This is a genomic window from Roseomonas sp. KE2513 (assembly GCF_016107305.1).
Classification (GTDB): Bacteria; Pseudomonadota; Alphaproteobacteria; order Acetobacterales; family Acetobacteraceae; genus Roseomonas.
Window position 1 is genome coordinate 16,316 of the sequence record NZ_RCVR01000031.1, and the last position, 21,791, is coordinate 38,106.

The following is a 21,791-nucleotide window of genomic DNA, read 5'->3' on the forward strand; positions in this document are numbered from 1 at the left end:
CCCGTGCTCACCACCACCGAAGACACTCAGGCGAAGCTGCTGCGCGCCACCTACGACATCGGCAAGACCGCCATCTACTCCGCGAAGGTTGATCCGCGGTTCCAGTACTGCCTCTACGTGCCTCCCCAGATCGGCCCGGACACCGAGCTCGTCGTCTGCGTCCACGGCACCTCGCGCACGAGCTTCCGCGACGGCTTCGCCGAGTTCGGCCGGTGGAACAACTGCGTCATCCTCTGCCCCATCTTCCCCATCGGCCCGCTCGGGGACGGCGCGCGCAGCGGCTACAAGTACATGCAGGAGGGCGACATCCGCTACGATCGCGTCCTCCTCGGCATGGTCGAGGAAGTGGCCGCGAATTACGGCCGGAGCTGGGAAAGCTTCGCGCTCTTCGGCTTCTCCGGGGGCGGCCACTTCGCTCACCGCTTCGCCATCCTCCATCCGCGGCAGCTCTGGGCCGCCTCCATCGGCGCTTCCGGCTCCGTCACGCTCCTCGACACCAGCCGCGACTGGTGGGTCGGTATTCGCAACCTGCGTGAAGTCTTCGGCATCGAGTTCGACCGCGACGCTCTGACCCGCGTTCCCGTCCAGATGCTCGTCGGCGACGCCGATCTCGAGACCTGGGAGATCACCCATAAGCCCGGCGGCACCTACTGGATGGAGGGCGCCAACGACGCCGGGCGCACCCGCCCCGAGCGCCTGCGCGCGCTCCAGCAGTCCTTCGAATCCGCCGGCGTGACGGTCCGCTTCGACCTGGTCCCCGGCGTTGCCCATAGCCGCATGCTTGTCATCGACCGCGTGCAGGACTTCCTCGCCGACCTCCTCCGCCAGAAGCGGAGCGCCTGACCGTGCCCAGCATGATCGTCGCGCCCCAACCCGAAGCCGTCGAAGCGGGCGCCCGCGTCCTTGAGCGCGGCGGCAACGCGGTCGATGCCGCCATCGCCTGCGGCCTCGTCCAGGGCGTCGTAGATCCGCAGATGGTCGGCATCGGCGGCTTCGGCTCCATGCAGGTCTTCCTGCCGAAGCGCGGCGTCCACAAGGTCCTCGAATTCTTCTCCCGCGCGCCGCTCGCCGCCACGGCGGACATGTGGGAGTCGAAGTTGCTGGGCCAGTCCCGTGACGGCTTTGCCTTCCTGCTGGAGGGCGGCGTCAGCGAGGCCGGTCACCTCGCCGTCTGCACCCCCGGGAACGTCGCCGGCTACGCGGAAGCCCTGCGCAACTGGGGCACGATGGAGTGGCGCGACGTCTTCGCCCCCGCCATCGCCCAGGCCCGGCAGGGCTGGATGGTTCGCCCGCACGTCCATTGGTTCTGGTCCCAGGACCAGTCCGCCAGCGGCCAGGTGAACACGATTGACAAGCTGCGCATGACCGCGACGGGCCGCCGCGTCTATTTCCGCGAGGATGGCAGCCTCAAGCGCCTCGGTGACATCATCAACAACCCCGACATGGCCCGCAGCCTCGAACGCCTTGCGCAGGGCGGACCGGAACTTTTCTACACGGGCGAAATGGCCGAGGAGATCGCCGCCGACTTCAAGGCCAATGGCGGTCTCCTCACGATGAAGGATCTGCGGGCCTACCGCACCTCCGTCGCCGACCCGATCTGGGGCAATTACCGCGGCCACCGCATCGCCACCAACCCACCGCCGAGCAGCGGCTTCGCCATGCTCCAGGTGCTCCACATCCTCGAGCACTTCAACATTGGTGCCCTCACGCACTCCGGCACCGAGCACATCCGCATCCTGACTGAAGCCATGAAGCGCATGACCATCGACAAGGATCGTAACATGTCGGACCCTACCTTCGTGCCGGTCCCGACCGACCAACTCCTTTCCCGCGACTACACCGCGAGCGTTGCAGAAGGTATCCGCCGCGGCGACCGCCTCCGCGTCAGCCGACTGGAGCGGAAAACCGAGCGCGATACCACCCATGTCTCCGTCATCGACGGGGAGGGCAACTGCGTCACCATGACCCACACCCTCGGCAGCCCGTCCGGCGCCATCACCGAGGGCCTTGGCTTCATGTATAACGGCTCCATGAGCCGCTTTGACCCGCGCCCCAACCGCGCCGGCTCCATCGCTCCCGGCAAGCGGCGCGCTTCCTCCTCCGCCCCCACCATCGTGTTCCAAGGCGACCAGCCGCGTATCGTCATCGGTGCCCCAGGTGGAAGCTACATCGCCCCTGCTGTAGCCCAGGGCATCTCCAACGTCCTCGACTTCGGCATGTCCATGCCGGACGCCGTCGCGGCCCCTCGCATCGTGGCCGTCTCGGACTCGATCGATGTTTCCAACCGCATCCGCCGCGGCGTCACCGACGAACTCGCCGGCATGGGATATGACATCAAGCGGAGTCCGATGAGCTACGCCTTTGCCGCCCTGCACGGCATCGGGAGCATTGACGGACAGCTAGAAGGCGGTGCCGACCCGCAGCGCGACGGTATGGCACTGCGGGTGGCGTGACCCAGCTCATGGCGTAGCAGCCATCGTGGAGACCAGGCCGAGCATGCAGTCATTGACCCTGTGAACCTGCGGACGAGTATTGCGGAAACTTCATTGCCGGTAGCGGGGCCTGCTTGCAGCCCGAGGCTGCCTCCAAGAGAGACGGTCTGCCTTGGACCTCACCATGGCGCTACCTTCGACCAGCATACGCTGCGAGCCATGCCGTTCGAGCCTCGGCCTTTATTGGCGTCAGCGCAGCGTTACATGAACGTCAGGCCCACATCCCCTTGCTCACGAGCCATCCCTGGATGAGTTCGGCCACGGTGTCGCTGTTGCGGTCCATCATGATCATGTGGCTGTTCCCGCGGATTCCGCGCTCCGGAAGGTTCACCACGTCCACACTACCGCCCACGTTCCGGATCGCTTCAGCGAAGCGCATCCCGTTTGCGCGAATGGTAGGCCAGCGCGCATCGCCGTCGATGTAGTCGCCATAGAGGACGAGCATCGGGATGTTCTTGAGCGCGGCAACCTTCGAGATGTCGCCTACCGCGGCCGGCTCCACGAGCACTAGGGCGCGGACCTTGTCTGGCCGTTCCTGAGCCGCGCGCCAACCGAAGAATCCGCCCTGGCTGTGTACCATCACCACGCTCGGGCCCACACGGTCGAGCAGGGCGCCGTATGCCTCCAGCGTCAGCTCGTCCGTTGTGGTGAAGCGTGGCACGTTCTGCCGCATGAAGTTGCGGTAGCTGTCCTTGTCCGCCGGGAACTGGTTGCCGGGTAGGACGGTGCCGCGGGCGAGGGAGCCGGGGCCATCGCCGATGCGGAAGCGCTCATAAGGGTTGTCCTGCGTCAGGAAGATTGGCTGTCCGCCGGTCGCTTCCGGGATCATCGTCCAGCCTGAGCGCCCGCGCTCGGTTGCGTCCGAAACATAGACAGGCCAGCCGCGACGAAGGAAGAAGTGCTGCCAGCCCTCCCGTCCGTCGGGCGTGGTCTCCCAGGTCACGCCGGTCAGGCCACCGCCATGCCACATCAGCAGAGGGAAGCGGCCGTGCTGCGGCGAGGGAATCATGTACCCCGCATACATGCCGCCGATGAGGTAGGTGCCGTTCGGATCGACCCGCGCGGGCTGACCGCCGGGGGAGAAGAGCACCTCCCGCGTCGGCTGCCCGGCGATGACGAAGTCGCGCCCGCCGACGTGGAAGGAGCCAAAGTCAGCAAGGGTGATCGGCGCACGCGGCGCGGCCGGGACAGGGGAGACGACTCCTGCCTGCCCCGATGCGGTACCCTGGGCACTGCCGGTTCTGGGCAGTGCCGCGGCCGCGACGGTCATTGCCGCCCCCTGCAGGAACGTTCTTCTCATCTTCCGCCTCCTTCCCACGTAGCGTGCATCAATCTGCACGCCGCCTGACGCCGTGGCGAGGCACCGCGAGGGTCACGGATCAGCAAAGTGATCAGTTGAACCGGCCGGCCCGGTATGGCTCCGGGTCGATGAAAGGCCTCGTCTCCGTCATCATCTCCGCCAGCATACGGCCTGTCGTGGGGCCTAGGGTCAGGCCCTGATGGGCGTGACCGAAGGCACCCCACAGTCGGTTCTCGCTGGGGATGCGCCCGATCACGGGCAGCATGTCCGGTGTGCAGGGCCGCACCCCCAGCCAGGGTCGGTCCTCGACCCTTTCAGCGAGCGGCAGGAGGGATCGCGCGATCGGCTCGGCCCGCTCCAGCTGAACCGGGGTTTGCGGGGCGCCGGGTCGGGCAAACTCGGCGCCGGTTGTCAGGCGGATGCCGGCCCGCATCGGAACGAGGCAGAAGCCGCTGACCTCGTCGATGAAAGGGCGGTTCAGCACCGCGTTGCCCTTCAAGCGGTAATGCCGGTGATAGCCCCTCTTGCCGAAGAGAGGGGGAGAATAGCCGAAGCGCCGCGTCACCGTGCCGGCCATCGCACCGAGCGCCACGACGGCATGCGCGGCCTCGATCGGTCCCTCCGCCGTCCGGACGCGCCAGCCGGCGCCGGTGCGCTCCAGCGTATCGGCATTGCCGAGGACGAAGTTGCCGCCCTTCGCCGCCAGTAGGCGTGCATAAGAGGTGGTCAGCGCATGGGGATCGCTGACCGAGTAGGGATCGGTCCAGTGCAGCGCGCCGGCGCGTCGGACCATCAGGTGCGGCTCAGCCTCGGCGAGCGCGCCGCCATCCAGCATGCGGTAGCCCACGCCATGGTCGCGATGCGCCGCCTCGGCCTCGAGCCGGGCGGCGTCCATCTGCGCCTCCGTGCTGAACAGGCGCATCCAGCCGATGGGCCGCAGAAGCTCCGCCGAGCCGGCCTCGGACGCGAGCGCCATGTGCTCGTCCAGACAGGTGACGATCAGTCGGGCATAGGCCCGCGCCACAGCTTCGTAGCGCTGCGGTGCCGAATGCCACCAGTAGCGTAGGAGCGGCGCTGCCAAGCCGGGCAGGGCCGAAGGATGATATACGGCATCCACGCCGCGGTTGCGGGCAATGCGCGTGAGTTCCGCGAGGCGCCGCGGAAAGGGATGGGGATGCACCGCCTCCCGTTGGATCAGGCCGGCGTTGCCGAAGGAGGCCCCCTCCCCCGGCGGCCGCCGGTCGACCAACACAACATCCCATCCACGCTGCCGCAGATGCAGTGCGGTCGATACGCCGACCATCCCTGCCCCGAGCACAATGGCCGATTTCGCCATGCCCTGCCCCTTCATTCGCCCCGCGGCGGCACCGACGCGCTATGATTCCGATGCCTCACGGCGTCCGCTCAGCAACGCGATTAGAGCCGCGTCCAGATCCGGATCGACCCCCGAGCAGACGACGACGGCGCGCGCTGTGCCCTCCCCCGCGTTCAGGTAGGCGTGGCCCATGCTGCTATCGAGGTAGATGCCGTCCCCGGGTCCCAGCAGGTCAGGCGCGTAGAACTCCGTATGCACCGCGACGCGGCCCTCGAGGACGTAGCAGTACTCCTCACCCGCATGCCGAATCAGGCGCCCGAATTCGGCCAGGGAGCGGGCGTGCATCTCGGCGAGGATCGGGATCATGCGCTTCCGTGCAATATCCGCGAACTGGTATAAATAGTCGTAGCAGTCCGTCTGCACGCGATGTCCTTCCTTGGCGCGGCTGACGCCACGGCGCGCGGTGACGGACCGATGCGGCATGCCAGGCATCTCAAAGAGCCTAGCCACATTCACCCGCAGCCCCTCGCTCAGCGCGAGGAGCTTGTCGTAGGTCAACGACATCTGGCCATTTTCGACCTTCGACAACGTCGAGACGGCAAGGCCCGAGCGGGCACTGACCTCCTTCAGCGTCAGTCTCTGCGACCGTCTGGCGGCACGGACGGACTCTCCCAACGAGGGGCGGCCTGCCGTTCTATCTAAGACCTCCATCATGTTGACATATCCGCTCGGTCACTTTCACTATCGGTCAAATTTTGACGCATCGTAGGTGTTCGTCAACGCGGATGCCAGTCTGAAACACGGAGGTCGGGTTCGTGCGGATCTTCATTGCTGGGCTTGCTACCGAGACCAACACCTTCTCCCCAATCCCGACAGGGTGGTCCGGCTTCAAAGAGCAGCGCGTCTGGTTCCGCAATGACGGCAGCCGCAAGCCGCCCGTCGCGGGCAACGTTCCGCTGATCGCCTGGCGCCGCTTGGCCGAGGCCGACGGGCACGAGGTCGTCGAGAGCCTCTGCACCTTTGCCCAACCTGCCGGAACGACGCTGCGGCATGTTTACGAAGGTCTGCGGGACATGCTGCTTGACGACCTGCGTCGCGCGGGGCCCACGGACGTCGTACTACTCTTCATGCACGGCGCCATGGTCGCCCACGGCTACGACGACTGCGAGGGCGACACGCTCACCCATGTTCGCGAGATAGTCGGCCCTCAGGCGAAGATCGGCATCGAGTTGGATCTGCACTGCCACCTGACAGAGTTGATGCGAAGCTCCGCGGACGTGATCATCACCTACAAGGAATACCCACACATCGACATGGCCGAGCGAGCGGCGGAATTGTACTCTCTCTGCACCCGCGCTGCCCGGGGTGAGGTAGCCCCGGTCACGGCCTACCACGACTGCCGCATGATCAGCATGTGGCGCACACCGCAGGAGCCGATGCGGTCCTTCGTCGAGCGCATGCAGTCGCTGGAGGGCAAGGACGGCATCCTCTCCATCTCCTTTGGTCACGGCTTTCCCTGGGGCGACGTGGAGGAGGTGGGCGCGAAGATGGTCGTGATCGCCGATGGCGACATGGCGAAGGCCGAGGCGCTGGCGAAACGCCTGGGCAACGAGATCTGGGCGATGCGCGACGAGACCTCCACCCGGCACGACACGATCGACGAGGGGATCGACCTCGCGCTGCCGGACCAGAGTGCCCCGCTCGTCCTGGCGGATGTGGCTGACAACGCTGGTGGCGGCGCACCATCGGACAACACCGCCATTCTGCGACGCCTAGTGGACCGCGGTGTAAAGGACGCAGTGATCGGCTGCTTCTGGGATCCGCAAGCAGTTGACTTCTGCGTCGAGGCTGGTGAGGGAGCGACCTTTCTGCTGCGCATCGGTGGCAAGTGTGGCCCCTCCTCCGGCGACCCCGTTGACCTCATGGTCACCGTGCGGAGGCTAGATCCCGATTTCACCCAGACAGGACTGAGCGGCGGCCGTGCGAGCTTCGGGCCGAGCGCCTGGGTTTCGGCCGACGGAATCGATATCGTTCTCGTCAGCAAGCGTCAGCAGACCTTCGCCCCGGACGCCTTCACCGGCCTCGGCATCTCGTTGGTGGACAAGGCTCTTGTTGTGGTCAAGTCCACCCAGCATTTCCACGCCGCCTTCGAACCGATAGCGCGCGAGATCCGCTACGTGGCCGCGCCCGGCGCCATTCCGCCCGACTATGCGAACATACCCTTCAGCAAGCGCACGCGCCCTTACTGGCCCCGCGTGGCAGATCCCTTCGCACCGACCAACATCCTCCAGGAGCCTGCCGCATGAAAGCCGCCACCCGCCGCACGCTCCTCGGTGCCACCGCCGCCACGGCGCTCGCGCCCAGTCTCGGTTGCCCAGCGCTGGCGCAGGGCGCGAAGATCGTGAGCTTCGTGCCACAATCCGACCTTGCCGCCCTCGATCCGATCTGGACCACGGGATACGTGGTCCGAAACCACGCCTACATGGTCTACGACACGCTCTACAGCATGGACGGCAGATTCCAGGTGAAGCCTCAGATGGCCGAAGGTCATGAGGTGTTGGATGATGGCCGCACCTGGACCATCCGCCTGCGGGATGGCCTTAAGTTCCACGACGGCGAACCCGTGCGCGCGCGGGACTGCGTCGCGAGCATCCGCCGCTGGGCCGCGCGGGACGGCTTCGGCGCGACCCTCATGGCGCAGACAGACGATCTTTCGGCAGTGGATGATCGGACGCTGCGCTTTCGGCTGAAGGCCCCGTTCCCGCTGCTTACGGAAGCGCTGGGCAAGCTCTCCAGCCCCGTACCCTTCATCATGCCGGAGCGGCTGGCCCAAACCTCGCCCCAGGAACAGATCCGCGAAGCCGTGGGCTCCGGCCCCTTCCGCTTCGTGAAGGATCAGTGGGTCGCCGGAAGCCAGGCCGTCTACACGAGATTCGACGGCTACTTGCCGCGCGCTGAGGCGCCGGATGGCGCCGCTGGCGGCAAGCGCGTCAACGTGGACCGCGTCGAGTGGAAGGTTATTCCCGACAGCTCCACGGCCGTCTCCGCTCTGGCGACCGGTCAGGTGGACTGGATCGAGAACGCGCCTACAGACCTGCTGCCGATCCTTCGCCGCTCACGCGACATCACCATCACCACGCGCGATCCGCTCGGCGTTTACGTGTTGCTGCGCTTCAACCACCTCTACCCGCCCTTTGACAACCTGCGGGTACGCCAGGCCGTGCTGCAGGCGGTGAGCCAGCCGGATTACCTCCAGGCCATGGTCGGCGACCCGTCCCTGTTCAGCGAGTGCAAAGCATTCTTCCCCTGCGGCACGCCCCTGTCCACCGGCGCCGGTGGGGAGGCCATGGAAGCCAACCTCGCCAAGGCACGTGAGATGCTGAGGGCCAGCGGCTATGATGGCCGCAAGGTGGTGGTCATCTCGCCCACCGACATGCCCTTCCTGGCACCCATGGGGGACGTAACGGCGGACCTGCTGAAGCGCCTTGGGATGAACGTCGAACTGGTGACGACCGACTGGGGCACCGTGTTGGCCCGCCGCGCCTCCCAGAAGCCGCCGGAGGAAGGCGGCTGGAACATTTTCCACACGACCGCCGTGGCCCCGGAGTTCATGAGCCCGGCCTCTCACCTCGCGCTGCGCGGGAACGGTAGGGCAGGCTGGGCCGGCTGGTTCAGCGATGAGAAGTTGGAAGCCCTGCGCACCGAATGGTTCGGCGCGAGGGACGAGGCGGCGCAGAAGGCGGCGGCCGCGGAGATGGAGCGCCAGGCCTTCGCGACGGTGCCGTATGTGCCAATCGGAACCATCCAGCAGCCGACCGCCTACCGGAACACTCTCAAGGACGTGCTGCCGGGCACCGCGCCGGTCTTCTGGAACCTGCGGAAGGCCTGATCCCATGCGCGGCTTCATCATACGTGGCGTCAGCCTGCTCGACCTGGAGACGCGCCTGGCCCCTACGGGTGATGTCGCCACCATGGAGGACCGGATCTTCGCCGCGGGCGTGGTGGAGGGCCAGGGGCGTGAGATCGATGCTACCGGGCTCACCGTCGTGCCGGGCGGCGGACCGCGCTAACCAGCAGGGCGACTACTCCTGCGTGTCCGACGGAATGGTGCATCTGATGCGCCTACGAAGAAAGGTATTGGAGACGGAAGTCGGGCGCTAATGCGGACGCTTGCTCATCTGCCTCTTCATCCGATCTAAATGTTTTCGCATCACAAGAAATGAGGTTCAAGTCGATGCTGGCCGAGGCTTGGCGGTGGTCGCCTCCGGGGTGAAGGCGCTAGCGGCCCAGACCGCGAAGGCGCCCGAAGAGGTCGGCGCTCAGATCAACGCCCTGCAGAGCGAGGCTAGTCAAACAGTCGGAGCAATTGCGGGCATCGTGCGTACAATTGAAGCGGTGAACCATGTTACTGGCGGAGCGGGGCATCACCGTCACGCACGAGAGCATCCGGTGCTGATGCCGGAAGCTCGGCTCGGAGTTCGCTGCCAGGCTGCGGTGGCTCCAGCCGAAGTTGGGGGGACCTGGCACCTTAATGAGGCGCTTCTGTGCATCAACGGCATGCGCCACCATCTCTGGCGAGCGGTGGACTGCCACGACATGATGCTAGATATCGTTGTTCAAGACAGGCGGAACGGAAGCGCGGCCAAGCGGTTCGTCAAGCGCCTGCTCGCGGACCTGAAGTACAAACCACGTCGGCTGGTTACTGACGGACTCAAGAACTACATCGTGGCAAAACGCGAAATCCTGCTGAAGTCTGGCACCGAGCCAGTCCCCACCTGAAAAATCGGACGAGGACCTCGCATCGCCTCACCCGACGGCGAGAGCGGCAGATGCAGCGGTTCAAGTCGGCCGGGCAGGCTAACGACTCCTCTCTGGGCGACCCATGTTCTGTGTCCATTTCTGTTCTCGCCAGCACCCGATGACGGGCGGCGACTACCAGGGGGGCGGGATCAGGACCTTCCGTATTCGGCATCAGAAGGCCTGCACCCAAGCAGCATCATAACCCTGCTACCCCCTTGGTCCCACGGCCGACCGTGTGTTCTTGTCGAACAACTTGCCAGCGCTGTGCGTCCTTGCCGAACCACGTAGCTTTATGGGCTTGCGTCATTCTCCGATACCGTATGTTATAACGTGTCGCTCGAAAGAGCGAACGCTTTGCCTGCGATCGATGCGGAATGCTGGAGTTTTCATGACCAACTCGTACCGTTCTGCGCTGCTAGCTACAGTTGCGGTGCTCGCCTGCATGGGCCTCCCGCAGGAAGCCTTTGCACAAGCGGCGGAGACTTCTCCTATCCAGATCCCGACGGTCTCAGTCACTGCGAGCCCGATTACCACGGACCAGCTAGGCAGCTTCCTGCCGGTGACGACGCTGGAGCGGGATCAGATCCTGGAACGGCCGGCCCGCAGTCTTGGCGACGTGCTCTTCACCGAGCCGGGGATCACCGCGTCCACCTTTGCCCCGGGCGCGAGCCGCCCGATTATCCGCGGGCTGGACACCTTCCGGGTACGCCTTCAGGAGAATGGCTTCCTTTCAGGGGACGCCTCGAACCTGGGCGAGGATCACGTCGTGCCGCTGGATCCGCTCTCGGCAGAGCGGATCGAGGTGGTGCGCGGCCCAGCCTCTCTGCGCTGGGGATCCCAGGCGATCGGCGGCGTGGTGAACGTCATCAACAACCGTATTCCTACGGTGCTGCCCGACCGGGCGGTGCAGGGGCGCCTTTCCGGCGGCTGGAATAGCGGCTCGCGCGGGTGGGACGGCGTGGGCACCACGGACGTGCGCGCCGGCAACTGGGTCGCGCATTTCGATATCTTCGGCCGCTACGACAGCGACTATCGCATTCCCGGCGGACGGCGGCAGGAGAACAGCGGCGTCCGCACCGACGGAAAGTCGGCGGGGCTGAGTTATATCTGGGACCAAGGTTTCATCGGCAGCTCGGTCTCGCACTTCCGCAGCCTTTACGAAATTCCTGGCGGCGAGGAGGCAGCGGCGCGTACGGCGATCCGCGCGGAGCAGGTACGCTGGTCCACCCGTGCCGAGTACCGGCCCGGCAGCGGCCCCATCCAGCGCATCAGCGGCTGGTTCAGCTTCTCCAACTACCACCACGAGGAGATCGGCGCGGAGGAGGCGGGCGATCTCGGCATGGACGAGATCGGTGCGGGAGGGCTGGCGGGACCGCGGGTGGTCCATGGCGGGTTCCGCAACAACAGCTGGGATGGCCGCATCGAGCTGCAGCACGCTCCCGTCAACACGGGGCTCGGGCCGCTGAACGGAACCTTCGGCCTGTCCATCGAGCAAGAGCGCATCCGCACCACCGGCGAGTTCCTCGATTTCCTGCCGCCGAACCGGACCGACCGCTATGCCGGCTACCTCTTCGAGGAGCTGACCCTGACGCCTCGGCTCCGGCTACAGGCCGCCGGGCGGGTGGAATTCGACCGGATCGTCGGGGCCACTGGAGACTTCTCGCAGGGCAACCTTCCCGTCGATCCCGATGCGGAACTGAACAGCAGGGGCCAGCGTCGAACCTATACCCCGTTCAGCGTCAGCCTCGGCGCGCTGTACGACCTGCCTTGGGCGGTGCAGGCGCGGGTGACAGGGCAGTACGTGCAGCGCGCCCCGACCTCTGCGGAGCTCTTCTCCCGCGGCGCGCACGACGCCACTGGCACCTTCGACATCGGCGAGCCCAACCTGAGGAAGGAGCGCGCGGCGACTGCCGAGCTGGGCCTGTCCCGTACGGCCGGTACCACCCGCTTCGACACCAGCGCCTTCTATTCCCATTTTGACGGCTTCATCTACCGCGCGCTCACCGGCAACAGCTGCGGCGAGGAGTTCAGCTCCTGCGTGGCAGGGAGAGGCGAGGCGTTTCTCCAGACGGCCTTCGGCCAGCGGAACGCCCGCTTCTACGGCCTTGAGGCTAAGGGCGAGCAGGACCTCTTCAACCTCTGGAACGGGAGCGTCGGCGTCTCCGGCCGCTATGACTTCGTCCGGGCACAGTTCGAGAACGGCGCCGGGAACCTGCCCCGCATCCCGCCGCACCGGCTCGGCGGCGGCCTCTTCTGGCGCGACGGCACCCTCCAAGGCAGCGTCGATTACCTGCACGCGTTCAATCAGAACCGCGTGGGCGAGAACGAGACGCCGACGAAGGGCTATGAGCTACTGAATGCCCGGATTGGATACACGGCGCGGCTGGACGACATCAGGACCGCAAATTTCTCGGTAATCGGAACCAACCTGCTGGACTCCGACATCCGCAACGTCGCGTCCTTTAAGAAGGACGAGGTGCTGCTGCCCGGTCGTACCGTACGCCTCCTCGCAACGCTGACCTTCTGATCATCGAGCGCGAGTAATGAGTTTGTTCCACCGACCCGGATGCGGGCGAGACCACCGGGAGCCAACCCAAGGCTCCCGGTGGTCCAGGAAGCGGCCCGATCTCACCTGACAGCTACGGCCTCTTGCCGGTCCGCAGCCCGCGCCCGAAGGACACTGACAGCCGCTGCGACGTGCGGGAGCGGCATGCCATAGGTCTTCCGGTGAGCCGCATCGGCGGCCGCCCGCTCCATGGCTTCGCATTCATCCAGGCCGAACCGACCCGCAGGTCCGTTCAGACTGACTCTCGGGGCTTCGTGGCGATGGGGAAGGCTTCCATCACCATCGCCTCCTCGCCGAGGATGGCACCGGTCGTCGCTAATCGTTCCAACTCCTCCGGAGCCAGGCGACGATGCAGCACCGCCAGGAGGCGGTCGTGCACGGCCTGCGAACCGAAGCTGCGCAGGATCCCGCGCTGCGCGTGACAGGACTCCACGTAGCCGAAAAGCCGCCCTGCCGTGCCGAGATTACCCTCGCGTGCTGCGATCAGCGCCAGCCGTTCGAGATTGGCAGTCACCTCGTGCGGCAGGCGCATGAGCCGCGCTGCGGTGAGCCTCTCCGCAATAATCGGGCGCGCACCGATAATGTCATCCTCCGCCAGCCTGTAAGACGCCACGGCGCCGGCGATGTGCTGCACCCAGGCCGAGCGCGCCTGCACCGGGCCGAGAGAAGCCAGCGCCTCCTGCGCTACCGCGACAGCCTCGCCCATCCGGCCGGCGGCGCAATGCAGCTCGGCCATACTCCCCAACGTAAGGGCGACATCGCGCGGGCTGCGGAGGCGTCGAGCGAGGGTGAGCGCCTCCTCCAGCTCCGCACGCGCCACGTCGGGCTGGTTGCCGCGCAGGTGGAAAACCGCCTGGGCCCTCAGGCAGGAGACGAGGGCCTTGTTGGGCTTCTCGCCGCGCAGCACGTCCTCGGCTTCCTCCAGCAGGGGCGCAGCTGAGGCCAAGTCGCCAGAAAGGATGTGCTGCCAGGCCTGCCGCCACAGCGCGCGCCCGAGCTCGATCCGGCTGCCGGCCTGGCGGAACAGCACGACCGCCCGCCGCGCGGCGTCCAACGCTCGGGCTCCCCTGGGCGCAACCCATCCGCACCTACCGAGCCATAATCGGCCTGCGATCTCCGGCGGCGTTGCATCGTCCACCCGGGAGATCGCGAGATCGAACCAGGTCTGCAACTCGCCTGTGAGAGAAAGCTCAGCCCAGACGTGCTCCGTCTGGCTCGTCAGCTCCACGCCCAGGCGCTCGTCGCCGTCCGGTCCGAACGCCCATGCCAAGCCCGCCCGCAGGTTCTCCACCTCGGGTGCATAGAGGGCGAACCACTCCTCGTCAGGCATGAACGGCCAATCCGCTTCGGCCCGCTTATAGGCCCGCGCCAGCCACCGCACGAGGCTGGCCCGCGCCTCCGCCAACTCAGGTGCGGAGAGGCGATCGGCGGCGTAGTAGCGCGTCGAGTCCAGAAGGCGGTAGCGCGCCTGCAGCCCGGTCAGGTCCGCGTGCACCAACGACTTGTCCACCAGCGACGCAATCAGGGCGCAAACCTCGTCCTCTCCCGAGGCGCAGCCCGCCACGGATGCAGCGGAGCCCGCCGTCCAGGTGCCGTTGACGACAGACAGTCGGAGCAGCAGCGCGCGCTCCAAGGGAGCGAGGCGGTCGAGACTCCAGTCGATCGTGGCGCGCAGCGTCTGCTGCCTGACCAGGGCGGTCCGTCGCCCGGCGGCGAGCAGGTCGAAATGCCGCTCCAGCCTCTCGCGCAGCTCCGTTAAGGTCATGGCCTGCAGTGCCGGGGCAGCAAGCTCGATGGCGAGCGGGATGCCGTCCAGGCGCTGGCAGATGCGCATGATCTCGGCCGCATCGGCATCGCCCGGCACGAACTCGCCGAGCGCCGCGCGCGCCCGCTCGACGAAGAGCTCGCTGGCGGGGTAGTCCGCCAGCCGTTCGGCGCCGAAGGTGCCGTCGGGGGCCGCCACATCGAGGGGATGCAGGCGCTGCACCCTTTCCCCCTCCGCGCGAAGCGGCTCGCGGCTGGTCGCGAGGATCACGACTCCGGGGCAGCTTCGCAGGATCAACTCGGCGGCGCCGGCGGCGGCTTGTAACAGGTGCTCGCAGCCGTCGAGCACCAGGAGTCCGCGCGTGGCGGACAGTGCGGCGAGCACGACGCGCAGAGGGTCGCCGCCGCCGACATCGACACCCAAAGCGGAGGCGATCGCCGCCGGGACGAGGCGAGGCTCCTCCACCGGCCCGAGATCGGCGAACCAGGCACCGCCCGGGCAGGAGCGTCGGATACGGTCGGCGGCGGCCAGGGCGAGCCGTGTTTTCCCCACGCCACCCGCCCCCACCAAGGTGACGAGGCACGACTCGCGAAGCCGCGCCTCCACGCGCTCAAGGTCGCCCTCCCGGCCGATTAGCTTCGTCAGAGGGCGCGGCAGGTCTCCGGACCAGGGCGCGGCGCTCGCCGCTCCAGCCTGGGCCGCCTGCGGGAGGGACGCGGCGGGCCGGGACTGCGGCCCATCCTCGACCGGAACCTCGGTGATAGGTGCGACGAAGCGGTATCCCCGCCCCGACAGCGTCGCGATGATCCCGCTGCCGAGGAGCTTGCGCAGACCGGCGACATGGACGGTCAGGTTTCCCTCCTCCACGACGCGTCCGGGCCAGACAAGCTCCATCAGCTCGTCCTTCGAAACAACGCGGTGCCGGTGCTCCACCAGGGCGAGGAGCAGGTCGAACGCCCGCCCGCGGACAGGCACTTCCCGGCCTTCGGCGACGAGGATGCGGCGGTCCGGAACCAGGCGAAAGGGCCCGAAGGCAAAGGCTCTCGCAGTCTCGGCCATGGCGACGCGGCTCCCTTTAGGAAGAATTTGGGCCTCTTGACCCTTGCAGCCACCGGATGGCCGCCATCATCCCACCCGACACCATAGCTGCCGTGCGCGACCGACCCAATTCACCCCTGGGATTGATAGCGAGGATGAAGCCTTGTGCAACGGCTCCGCAAGGCAAGCGAGCCTCGCCGGGAAGGGGCGCCGCAGGCCGCTGGATCGGTGGGCAATCCTGGAAAATTTCGGTTTTCTTTGGCGCCGCGACGAGGATTGGGAGGGGTCGGAACGGCACCCTTCCGCTGGCCAGGGCGGAACGCCCGCCGCACCCAATCCCCAGAATGGAACCCCTGTGATGACCCGTCGTGATCTCGTCGCATCCGCTGCCGTCGCCGGCATCACCGGCGCAGCCCAGGCGCAGCCCGCCACGCCGGCGCCTGGCTCCCAACCCGTGCGCAACGTCGTACTCGTTCACGGCGCCTTCGCCGACGGCTCGGGCTGGCGCGGCGTCTATGATGACCTGACCCACCGCGGCTATCGCGTCAGCATCGTCCAGAACCCGCTGACCTCGCTTGCCGAGGATGTCGCCGCCACCCGCCGCATTCTCGACCGCCAGGACGGGCCAGCTATCCTGGTCGGTCACAGTTGGGGTGGTACCGTCATCACCGAGGCGGGCGTCCACCCGAAGGCAGCTGGCCTCGTCTATGTTTCCGCCCTCTCGCCCGATGTCGGCGAGACCACCGCGCAGCAGTACGAGGGCTTCGCCACGCCGCCCGAATTCGTCCTCGACACCGGTGCAGACGGCTTTGGCTTCGTGAAGGCGGAGAACTTCAAGGCGGGCTTCGCGGCGGACGCGAGCGACGCCGACGCGGCCTTCATGCGCGACTCCCAGGTGCCCATCGCCATGTCGGTGTTCGGCACGAAGCTCGCGCAGGCCGCCTGGCGCACGCGGCCGAGTTGGGCGGTGATCGCGACCGACGACAAGGCCTTCGATCAGCGCATGCTGCGCCACATGGCGAGCCGCATCGGTGCGAAGGTCACAGAGATCGCGGCCAGCCACGCCGTCTTCATGACGCAACCGAAGGTTGTCGCCGCCGTCATCGACGAGGCCGCGCAGCACGCCGTGCGTGCCGCCCGCTGACGACCACGGCACCACGCTGATCGTGACCGGTGCCGGGGTGAGCCCGACGCCGGCCGATTGCCCCTGCAACTCCGACAGGCCGGCCGTAAGCGGCGGGCGCTTGCAAGTCGCGTCCGGATGATGCCGACGGATTGAGTAAGGCGTTTCACACGATGATTGATGTTGTCTCTTCTGAGGAGCGCGAGTTCTCCGTGCAGGCCCGCGAAAACCAGGCGCGGCTGACTGCCCGGCTGCGGCCGCGCTACGACGTGATCGTCTGCGGCGCCGGTGCCTCCGGCTCGGTCGTTGCGCGGCGGCTTGCGGAGAACCCGGACGTCCAGGTGCTTCTATTCGAAGCCGGCGGCAGCGACGAGGTGGAGGCCGTGCTCGATCCTGCCCTGTGGCCAATCAATCTCGGCAGCGAGCGCGACTGGGGCTTCCAGGCGGAACCGAACCCACACCTGAACGGGCGCCAGCTTCCACTGTCCATGGGAAAGGGCCTTGGCGGTGGCTCGAGCATCAACGTGATGGTCTGGGCCCGTGGGCATCGAAGCGATTGGGACTTCTTCGCCGCGGAGGCCGGTGATCCGACCTGGGGCTACGACAACGTCCTTGAGATCTATCGCCGGATCGAGAACTGGCAGGGTACCCCCGACGCGCAGTACCGCGGCACGGGTGGGCCTGTCTGGGTGCAGCCAGCGGCCGATCCGAGCCCGATCGCCGCCGCGATGCTCGACGCCGCGGGCGAGATCGGCATTCCGACTTTCCCGCATCCGAACGGTCGCATGATGGAATCCACCGGCGGTGCCGCCATCAGCGACATGCTGGTGCGCGACGGCCGCCGCCAATCGCTCTTCCGCGCCTATGTCCGACCATGGCTGGATCGGCCCAATCTGACCGTGCTGACCGGCGCCCTGGTGCGTCGCGTTCTCTTTGACGGTCACCGCGCGACGGGCGTGGAATTCCTGCGTGACGGCCAGGTCACGACGGTCGAGGCCGATACCGAGGTCGTGCTCTCGCTGGGAGCGATCCAGACGCCGAAGGTGCTGATGCATTCCGGCATCGGCGACGGCGAGGAGCTCCGCCGCGTCGGCATCCCGCTGCTGCAACACCTGCCGGGCGTCGGCCGGAATTTCCAGGACCACGTCTCCTTCGGCTGTACCTGGGAGTACATCGAGCCCATAGCGCCACGGAACAGCGGCAGCGAGGCAACCCTCTACTGGAAGAGCCGGCCAGAGCTTGACGCGCCGGACTTGCTCTTCTGCCAGGTCGAATTCCCCGTGCCGAGCGACCGCACTGCCGCGCGCGGCGTGCCGGCGCATGGCTGGACGATGTTCGCCGGTCTCGCGCAGCCAGCCAGCCGCGGTCGCCTGCGCCTGCGAAGCGCCGATCCAGCGGCCCCACCCTTGATCGACGCAAACTTCCTATCCGACCCGGCCGACATGGCGACCGCGCGGGCCTGCATCGAGCTCTGCCGCGCGCTCGGCAACGCGCCAGCCTTCCGTCCCTTCGTGCGCGGCGAAGCGATGCCAGGCGAGCTTCGGGGCGAGGCGCTCGACCTCTACATCCGCGACGCCGCCGTCACCTACTGGCACCAGAGTGGCACGGCGAAGATGGGGCAGGACGCGATTTCCGTCGTGGACGGCACGCTCAAGGTCTATGGTGTGGAGCGCCTGCGGGTGGCAGATGGCTCGATCATGCCGCGCGTCACCACCGGCAACACCCAGGCGCCCTGCGCGATCATCGGCGAGCGCGCCGCGGCGATGATCCAGCAGGAACACGCGCTATAGCCGCATGTGGCCGCGGCGGGACCGCGGCGAACGCCACAACGCCGCCACCCGCCCGATCGCGGCGGCTACCTCTTTGCTGATTGGGAACTGCGCTTGCGAAGAAGAGCGCTGGGCGGAACCTGCCGAAACTCCTGGTTCAACGTCGTCGCTGGTACTATCGGCGGAGCCGCGCCGGGAAGCACCTGCGCCCTGACACCGAGGAGAGCCATATGCTGCATTCCCTGCCACCTACCCAGGCCTGGTCGGCGGCACTGATCGCGGCCCTTGTCGGCTTCGGCGGCACCGTGGTGCTCGTCGTCCAGGCCATGCGCATGCTTGGCGCCTCCGTCGGGCAGACGGCGTCCGCCGTCACCGCGCTGTGCCTCGCCATCGGGATTGCCGGCGCAGTGATGTCCATCATGTCGCGCATGCCCGTCGTCCTTGCTTGGTCGACGCCGGGGGCGGCGCTGCTCGCCGCCTTGACTTCGGCCCTGTCCTGGCCAGTGGCGGTTGGCGTGTTCCTCTCGGCGGCGCTCATGATGATTGTGCTCGGCGCCGTGCCTGTGCTGGGCCGATGGGCGGAGCGGATCCCCTCCTCCATCGCCGCGGCCATGCTGGCAGGCGTGCTGCTGCCATTCTGTCTGGCTCTCTTCAGGCTCGGCGCCACGGAGCCGGTGCTGGTGGCCCTGCTCGTCGCCGTCTTCATTGTGGCGCGCCAATGGCTTCCCTTGCACGCCCTCCTGCTCGTGCTGGCGGCCGGCATGCTGCTCACCCTACTGCGCGGCGATCTGGCGCCGCTGCCGACCGGGGCCACCTTTGGCAGCCTGTTCCCGGTCGCACCGATCTTTGACCCGGCGCCGATCCTCAGCGTCGGCCTGCCCCTCTTCTTGGTAACCCTTGTGTCGCAGAACCTGCCGGGCCTGGTGGTGCTCCGGGCCGCCGGCTATTCCCCCAAGCCGGGGCCGCTGCTGATGGGCACCGGCGTGGCTTCGCTGCTGGCGGCGCCGTTCGGGGCGCATGCAGTCAACCTCGCCGCCATCACCGCCACGATCTGCACGAGCCCGGAGGCGCATCCCCGCACGGCGGAGCGATGGACGGTCGGCGTGATCTATGCGGCGTTCTACCTCCTGCTCGCGATCTTCTCACCGCTTCTGGTGCGCTTCTTCCTCGCACTGCCGCAGGCGGTGATCGCGGTGCTGACCGGCCTCGCCCTTATCCCGGCGCTGACGGGCGCGATCGAGGCGATGCTGACGACGCGGGAGAGCCGCGACCCCGCGATCCTCACCTTCCTCGCGACCGGCTCCGGCCTTTCGCTCTTCGGCCTCGGCTCCGCCTTCTGGGGCTTGATGGCCGGATTCACCGCCCTTGGCGCCGCCGCCCTGCTGAGGCGGGCTTAGCGGAACGTCGTGGGCGGCACGCGGCGGCTACACCGTCGGGACCGTGCCGCCGTCAATGATGTATTCCGCGCCGTGGATGGCCGCCGCCCGGTCGGAGGCAAGGAAGGCGATGAGCTCCGCCACCTCCTCCGGCTTGGTAGGGCGGCCGATCGGGATGCCGCCGAGCGCCTCCAGGATGCCCCTCCTTGCCGCCTCCGGCGTTCCCCCGCTGCTGGCGGCGAGCCGCTGCACCAGGGCGTCCGCCGCTTCGGTGTAGATCCACCCGGGTGAGACGACGTTCACCCGCACGCCCTTCGGACCGACCTCCTTCGAGAGAGCCTTGCTGTAGGTCGTCAGCGCGGCCTTTGCCGCGGCGTAGGCCGCCGTGGAGTCATGCAGCGGCAGGCGCCACTGGATCGATGCCACATGGATCACCACCCCTTCACCGCGCGTGACCATCTGCGGCAGCAGCAGGCGGTCGAGCCGCACCGCAGGCATGAGGTTCTGGTCGAACTCGGCGCGCCAGTGATCCTCCGTGAGGGCGGTGAAACCTCCGCCCGGGGCCCTGGATCCGCCGAGGACATGCACCAGCACGTCCACGCCGCCGAGGCGTCCCAGCGCCGCCTCCGCAAGGGCGCGGATGCCGTCCGGGCTGGTGAGGTCGGCGGCCACGAATTCGACGCCCCTGAGATCCTCGGCCCTGTTCCGCGCCGCCGTGATGACCCGCGCCCCGGCTTCCAGGAAGCGCTCGACGGTCGTGCGGCCGGTACCCTTGCTGCCTCCGGTGACGAGAACCCGGCGCCCCTCGAACTCGTCGGGATGGCTGCGCGGTGGCATCAGCCGATCTCGAGGGCGGCGATGGCGCCGCCGCGGAGCGTGAACCGAAAGGTGAGATAAATCGGGCTGCCCCGGAAGTCGCCGGTGGTCGGGCCTGTCACGATGATGCGGCCATTCTCGTCGCGCCACATCTCGGGCGTGAAGACGGCCCGGGCGACGATGATGGCCGAGTTGATCCATGCCCTGATCGCGTCGTGGCCCACATGGCGGCCGCCATCATCTCCCACCACAGCATCAGGCGCGAAGGACGCCAGAATGCGCTCCGCATCCAGGCGCGCATTGGCTGCGACATAGGACGCGATCGGTGACGGCAGGTCATCCTTCAAGGCATGTCTCCGCTGTTGCTTGCCCCGCGGTGAACCTGTTTCTAGGCTGCCCGGATGACAAGAACGGACGAAGAGGTAAGCGACTTACCCCGAGGTAAGCGCGTGACCTACACGCCGGAATCAGCCGCGCGGGGCGTGCAGAACGTCGTCCGGGTGCTCGAAGGGCGCTGGAAACTGGTGATTCTGTTTCAGCTCTTCGGCGGGCAGGTTCGACGGTTCTCCGATCTCGAGCGCGCCATTCCCAGCGTGTCGCAGAAGATGTTGATCCAGCAGTTGCGTCAGCTCGAGGCGGACGGCGTCGTGGCACGCATTGTTCACCACCAGGTGCCACCCAAGGTCGAGTACCGCCTGACCGAGTGGGGGCAGTCGCTCTGCCCGGCACTCGACGCCCTGCTTATCTGGGCGGAACGCGCACCACCCGAGATGGCCTCGCGGCTGGTTGTGACGACACGTTGCGATTAGCAGGATGTTGAATTTCAGTGCGCGGACCAGCGCGCCCTATTTCGTGCTCTCGCGCGCCCCCTAGGCTCGGAAGCCCCAGGGCCCGCGCGACTACAGCGGCAACGGGCCGTTCGTCTTCACCTCCTCCATAACGGCGTAGGTTCGCGTCTCGCGGACTCCGGGCAGGCCGAGCAGTACCTTGCCCAGGAAATCGCGGTAAGCGGCCATGTCGCGAACGCGGGTTTTCACGAGATAGTCGAAGCCGCCCGCGACCATGTGGCACTCCAGGACCTCGGGGGCGCGGTTCACGGCCTCGGAGAAGCGCTCGAAAACATCCGGCGTGGTCTTGTCGAGCAGCACCTCGACGAAGATTAAAAGGCCGAAGCCCAGCCGATGTGGGTCGAGCCGGGCGCCGAAGCCCGTCACCAGCCCCTCCTTCAGCAGTCGCCGCATCCGCTCGCTCGTGGCCGTGGGAGACAGACCGATGCGGTCGGAGAGTTCGAGGTTGGTGATCCGCCCTTCCCGCTGGAGGATGGCCAGCATCAAACGGTCGGTTCGGTCCAGATCCTGCATCTTTCACGCCCACTCCGGACCGAGTTAGTGAATCCTGCGGCAAGTCGTCCTATCTATCGCATGTTGATCC

General features: G+C 67.2%; 18 protein-coding genes. 11 read left to right on the top strand and 7 right to left on the bottom strand.

The genetic code is table 11. From position 1 onward, the window contains the following. Positions 1–3: 3 nt before the first annotated feature. A complete protein-coding gene (locus tag D9599_RS23065) occupies positions 4–843 on the top strand; it encodes an alpha/beta hydrolase (RefSeq protein ID WP_198383649.1) in 840 nt (279 codons plus the stop codon). Positions 844–854: 11 nt separating this feature from the next. Then, positions 855–2,453, top strand: a complete 1,599-nt coding sequence (ggt, locus tag D9599_RS23070; RefSeq protein WP_232480808.1) for a gamma-glutamyltransferase — start codon at positions 855–857, stop codon at positions 2,451–2,453. A 250-nt stretch (positions 2,454–2,703) separates the two neighbouring features. On the opposite strand, the gene D9599_RS23075 is transcribed toward ggt, so the two are convergent. The 3 genes from D9599_RS23075 to D9599_RS23085 form a co-directional block, all read right to left on the bottom strand. After that, the gene (locus D9599_RS23075) at positions 2,704–3,792 is read right to left on the bottom strand and encodes an esterase (protein ID WP_232480804.1); all 1,089 of its coding nucleotides are present in this window, start codon (positions 3,790–3,792) and stop codon (positions 2,704–2,706) included. A 91-nt stretch (positions 3,793–3,883) separates the two neighbouring features. Continuing rightward, positions 3,884–5,128 (bottom strand): FAD-binding oxidoreductase, encoded by a 1,245-nt coding sequence (locus D9599_RS23080; protein ID WP_198383651.1) that lies wholly within the window; start codon positions 5,126–5,128, stop codon positions 3,884–3,886. 39 nt (positions 5,129–5,167) lie between these two features. Beyond that, positions 5,168–5,821: a helix-turn-helix domain-containing protein gene (locus tag D9599_RS23085; RefSeq protein ID WP_198383652.1), complete on the bottom strand. Its 654-nt coding sequence runs from the start codon at positions 5,819–5,821 to the stop codon at positions 5,168–5,170. 101 nt (positions 5,822–5,922) lie between these two features. Here D9599_RS23085 and D9599_RS32330 point away from each other — a divergent pair, with 101 nt between their 5' ends. From D9599_RS32330 to D9599_RS23110, 5 genes are all read left to right on the top strand, one after another. Beyond that, entirely contained in the window at positions 5,923–7,413 is a 1,491-nt protein-coding gene (locus D9599_RS32330; protein ID WP_198383653.1) for a M81 family metallopeptidase, read from the top strand. After that, positions 7,410–8,996: an ABC transporter substrate-binding protein gene (locus D9599_RS23095; protein ID WP_198383654.1), complete on the top strand. Its 1,587-nt coding sequence runs from the start codon at positions 7,410–7,412 to the stop codon at positions 8,994–8,996. The genes D9599_RS32330 and D9599_RS23095 overlap by 4 nt, the downstream gene beginning before the upstream one ends. A gap of 4 nt (positions 8,997–9,000) precedes the next feature. Then, entirely contained in the window at positions 9,001–9,177 is a 177-nt protein-coding gene (locus D9599_RS23100) for a hypothetical protein (protein WP_198383655.1), read from the top strand. Between the two features lie 184 nt (positions 9,178–9,361). After that, on the top strand, positions 9,362–9,886 hold the full coding sequence (locus tag D9599_RS23105; RefSeq protein ID WP_309228693.1) for a DDE-type integrase/transposase/recombinase: 525 nt from the start codon (positions 9,362–9,364) through the stop codon (positions 9,884–9,886). Positions 9,887–10,295: 409 nt separating this feature from the next. Continuing rightward, on the top strand, positions 10,296–12,434 hold the full coding sequence (locus D9599_RS23110) for a TonB-dependent receptor (RefSeq protein ID WP_198383657.1): 2,139 nt from the start codon (positions 10,296–10,298) through the stop codon (positions 12,432–12,434). 271 nt (positions 12,435–12,705) lie between these two features. Here D9599_RS23110 and D9599_RS23115 read toward each other — a convergent pair whose 3' ends face one another. Further along, positions 12,706–15,297, bottom strand: coding sequence for a winged helix-turn-helix domain-containing protein (locus D9599_RS23115; RefSeq protein ID WP_198383658.1), 2,592 nt, complete (start codon positions 15,295–15,297; stop codon positions 12,706–12,708). Positions 15,298–15,634: 337 nt separating this feature from the next. Here D9599_RS23115 and D9599_RS23120 point away from each other — a divergent pair, with 337 nt between their 5' ends. The 3 genes from D9599_RS23120 (at position 15,635) to D9599_RS23130 (ending at position 19,565) form a co-directional block, all read left to right on the top strand. Further along, positions 15,635–16,420 carry an alpha/beta fold hydrolase gene (locus D9599_RS23120; RefSeq protein WP_198383659.1) on the top strand — a complete coding sequence of 262 codons (786 nt, stop codon included), beginning with the start codon at positions 15,635–15,637 and terminating at the stop codon, positions 16,418–16,420. Between the two features lie 152 nt (positions 16,421–16,572). Further along, complete coding sequence (locus D9599_RS23125; RefSeq protein ID WP_198383660.1) at positions 16,573–18,189, top strand: GMC family oxidoreductase; 1,617 nt, start codon at positions 16,573–16,575, stop codon at positions 18,187–18,189. Between the two features lie 209 nt (positions 18,190–18,398). Continuing rightward, positions 18,399–19,565 carry a benzoate/H(+) symporter BenE family transporter gene (locus D9599_RS23130; protein ID WP_198383661.1) on the top strand — a complete coding sequence of 389 codons (1,167 nt, stop codon included), beginning with the start codon at positions 18,399–18,401 and terminating at the stop codon, positions 19,563–19,565. Positions 19,566–19,592: 27 nt separating this feature from the next. Here the strand turns inward: D9599_RS23130 and D9599_RS23135 are convergent, their stop codons facing one another. Both D9599_RS23135 and D9599_RS23140 read right to left on the bottom strand, forming a co-directional pair. Further along, on the bottom strand, positions 19,593–20,381 hold the full coding sequence (locus D9599_RS23135) for an SDR family oxidoreductase (RefSeq protein ID WP_198383662.1): 789 nt from the start codon (positions 20,379–20,381) through the stop codon (positions 19,593–19,595). Then, entirely contained in the window at positions 20,381–20,707 is a 327-nt protein-coding gene (locus D9599_RS23140; RefSeq protein WP_198383663.1) for a nuclear transport factor 2 family protein, read from the bottom strand. The genes D9599_RS23135 and D9599_RS23140 overlap by 1 nt, the downstream gene beginning before the upstream one ends. 102 nt (positions 20,708–20,809) lie before the next feature. Here D9599_RS23140 and D9599_RS23145 point away from each other — a divergent pair, with 102 nt between their 5' ends. Then, positions 20,810–21,169 carry a winged helix-turn-helix transcriptional regulator gene (locus D9599_RS23145; protein ID WP_309228691.1) on the top strand — a complete coding sequence of 120 codons (360 nt, stop codon included), beginning with the start codon at positions 20,810–20,812 and terminating at the stop codon, positions 21,167–21,169. Between the two features lie 90 nt (positions 21,170–21,259). Here D9599_RS23145 and D9599_RS23150 read toward each other — a convergent pair whose 3' ends face one another. Further along, complete coding sequence (locus D9599_RS23150; RefSeq protein ID WP_198383665.1) at positions 21,260–21,721, bottom strand: Lrp/AsnC ligand binding domain-containing protein; 462 nt, start codon at positions 21,719–21,721, stop codon at positions 21,260–21,262. Between the last annotated feature and the right edge of the window lie 70 nt (positions 21,722–21,791).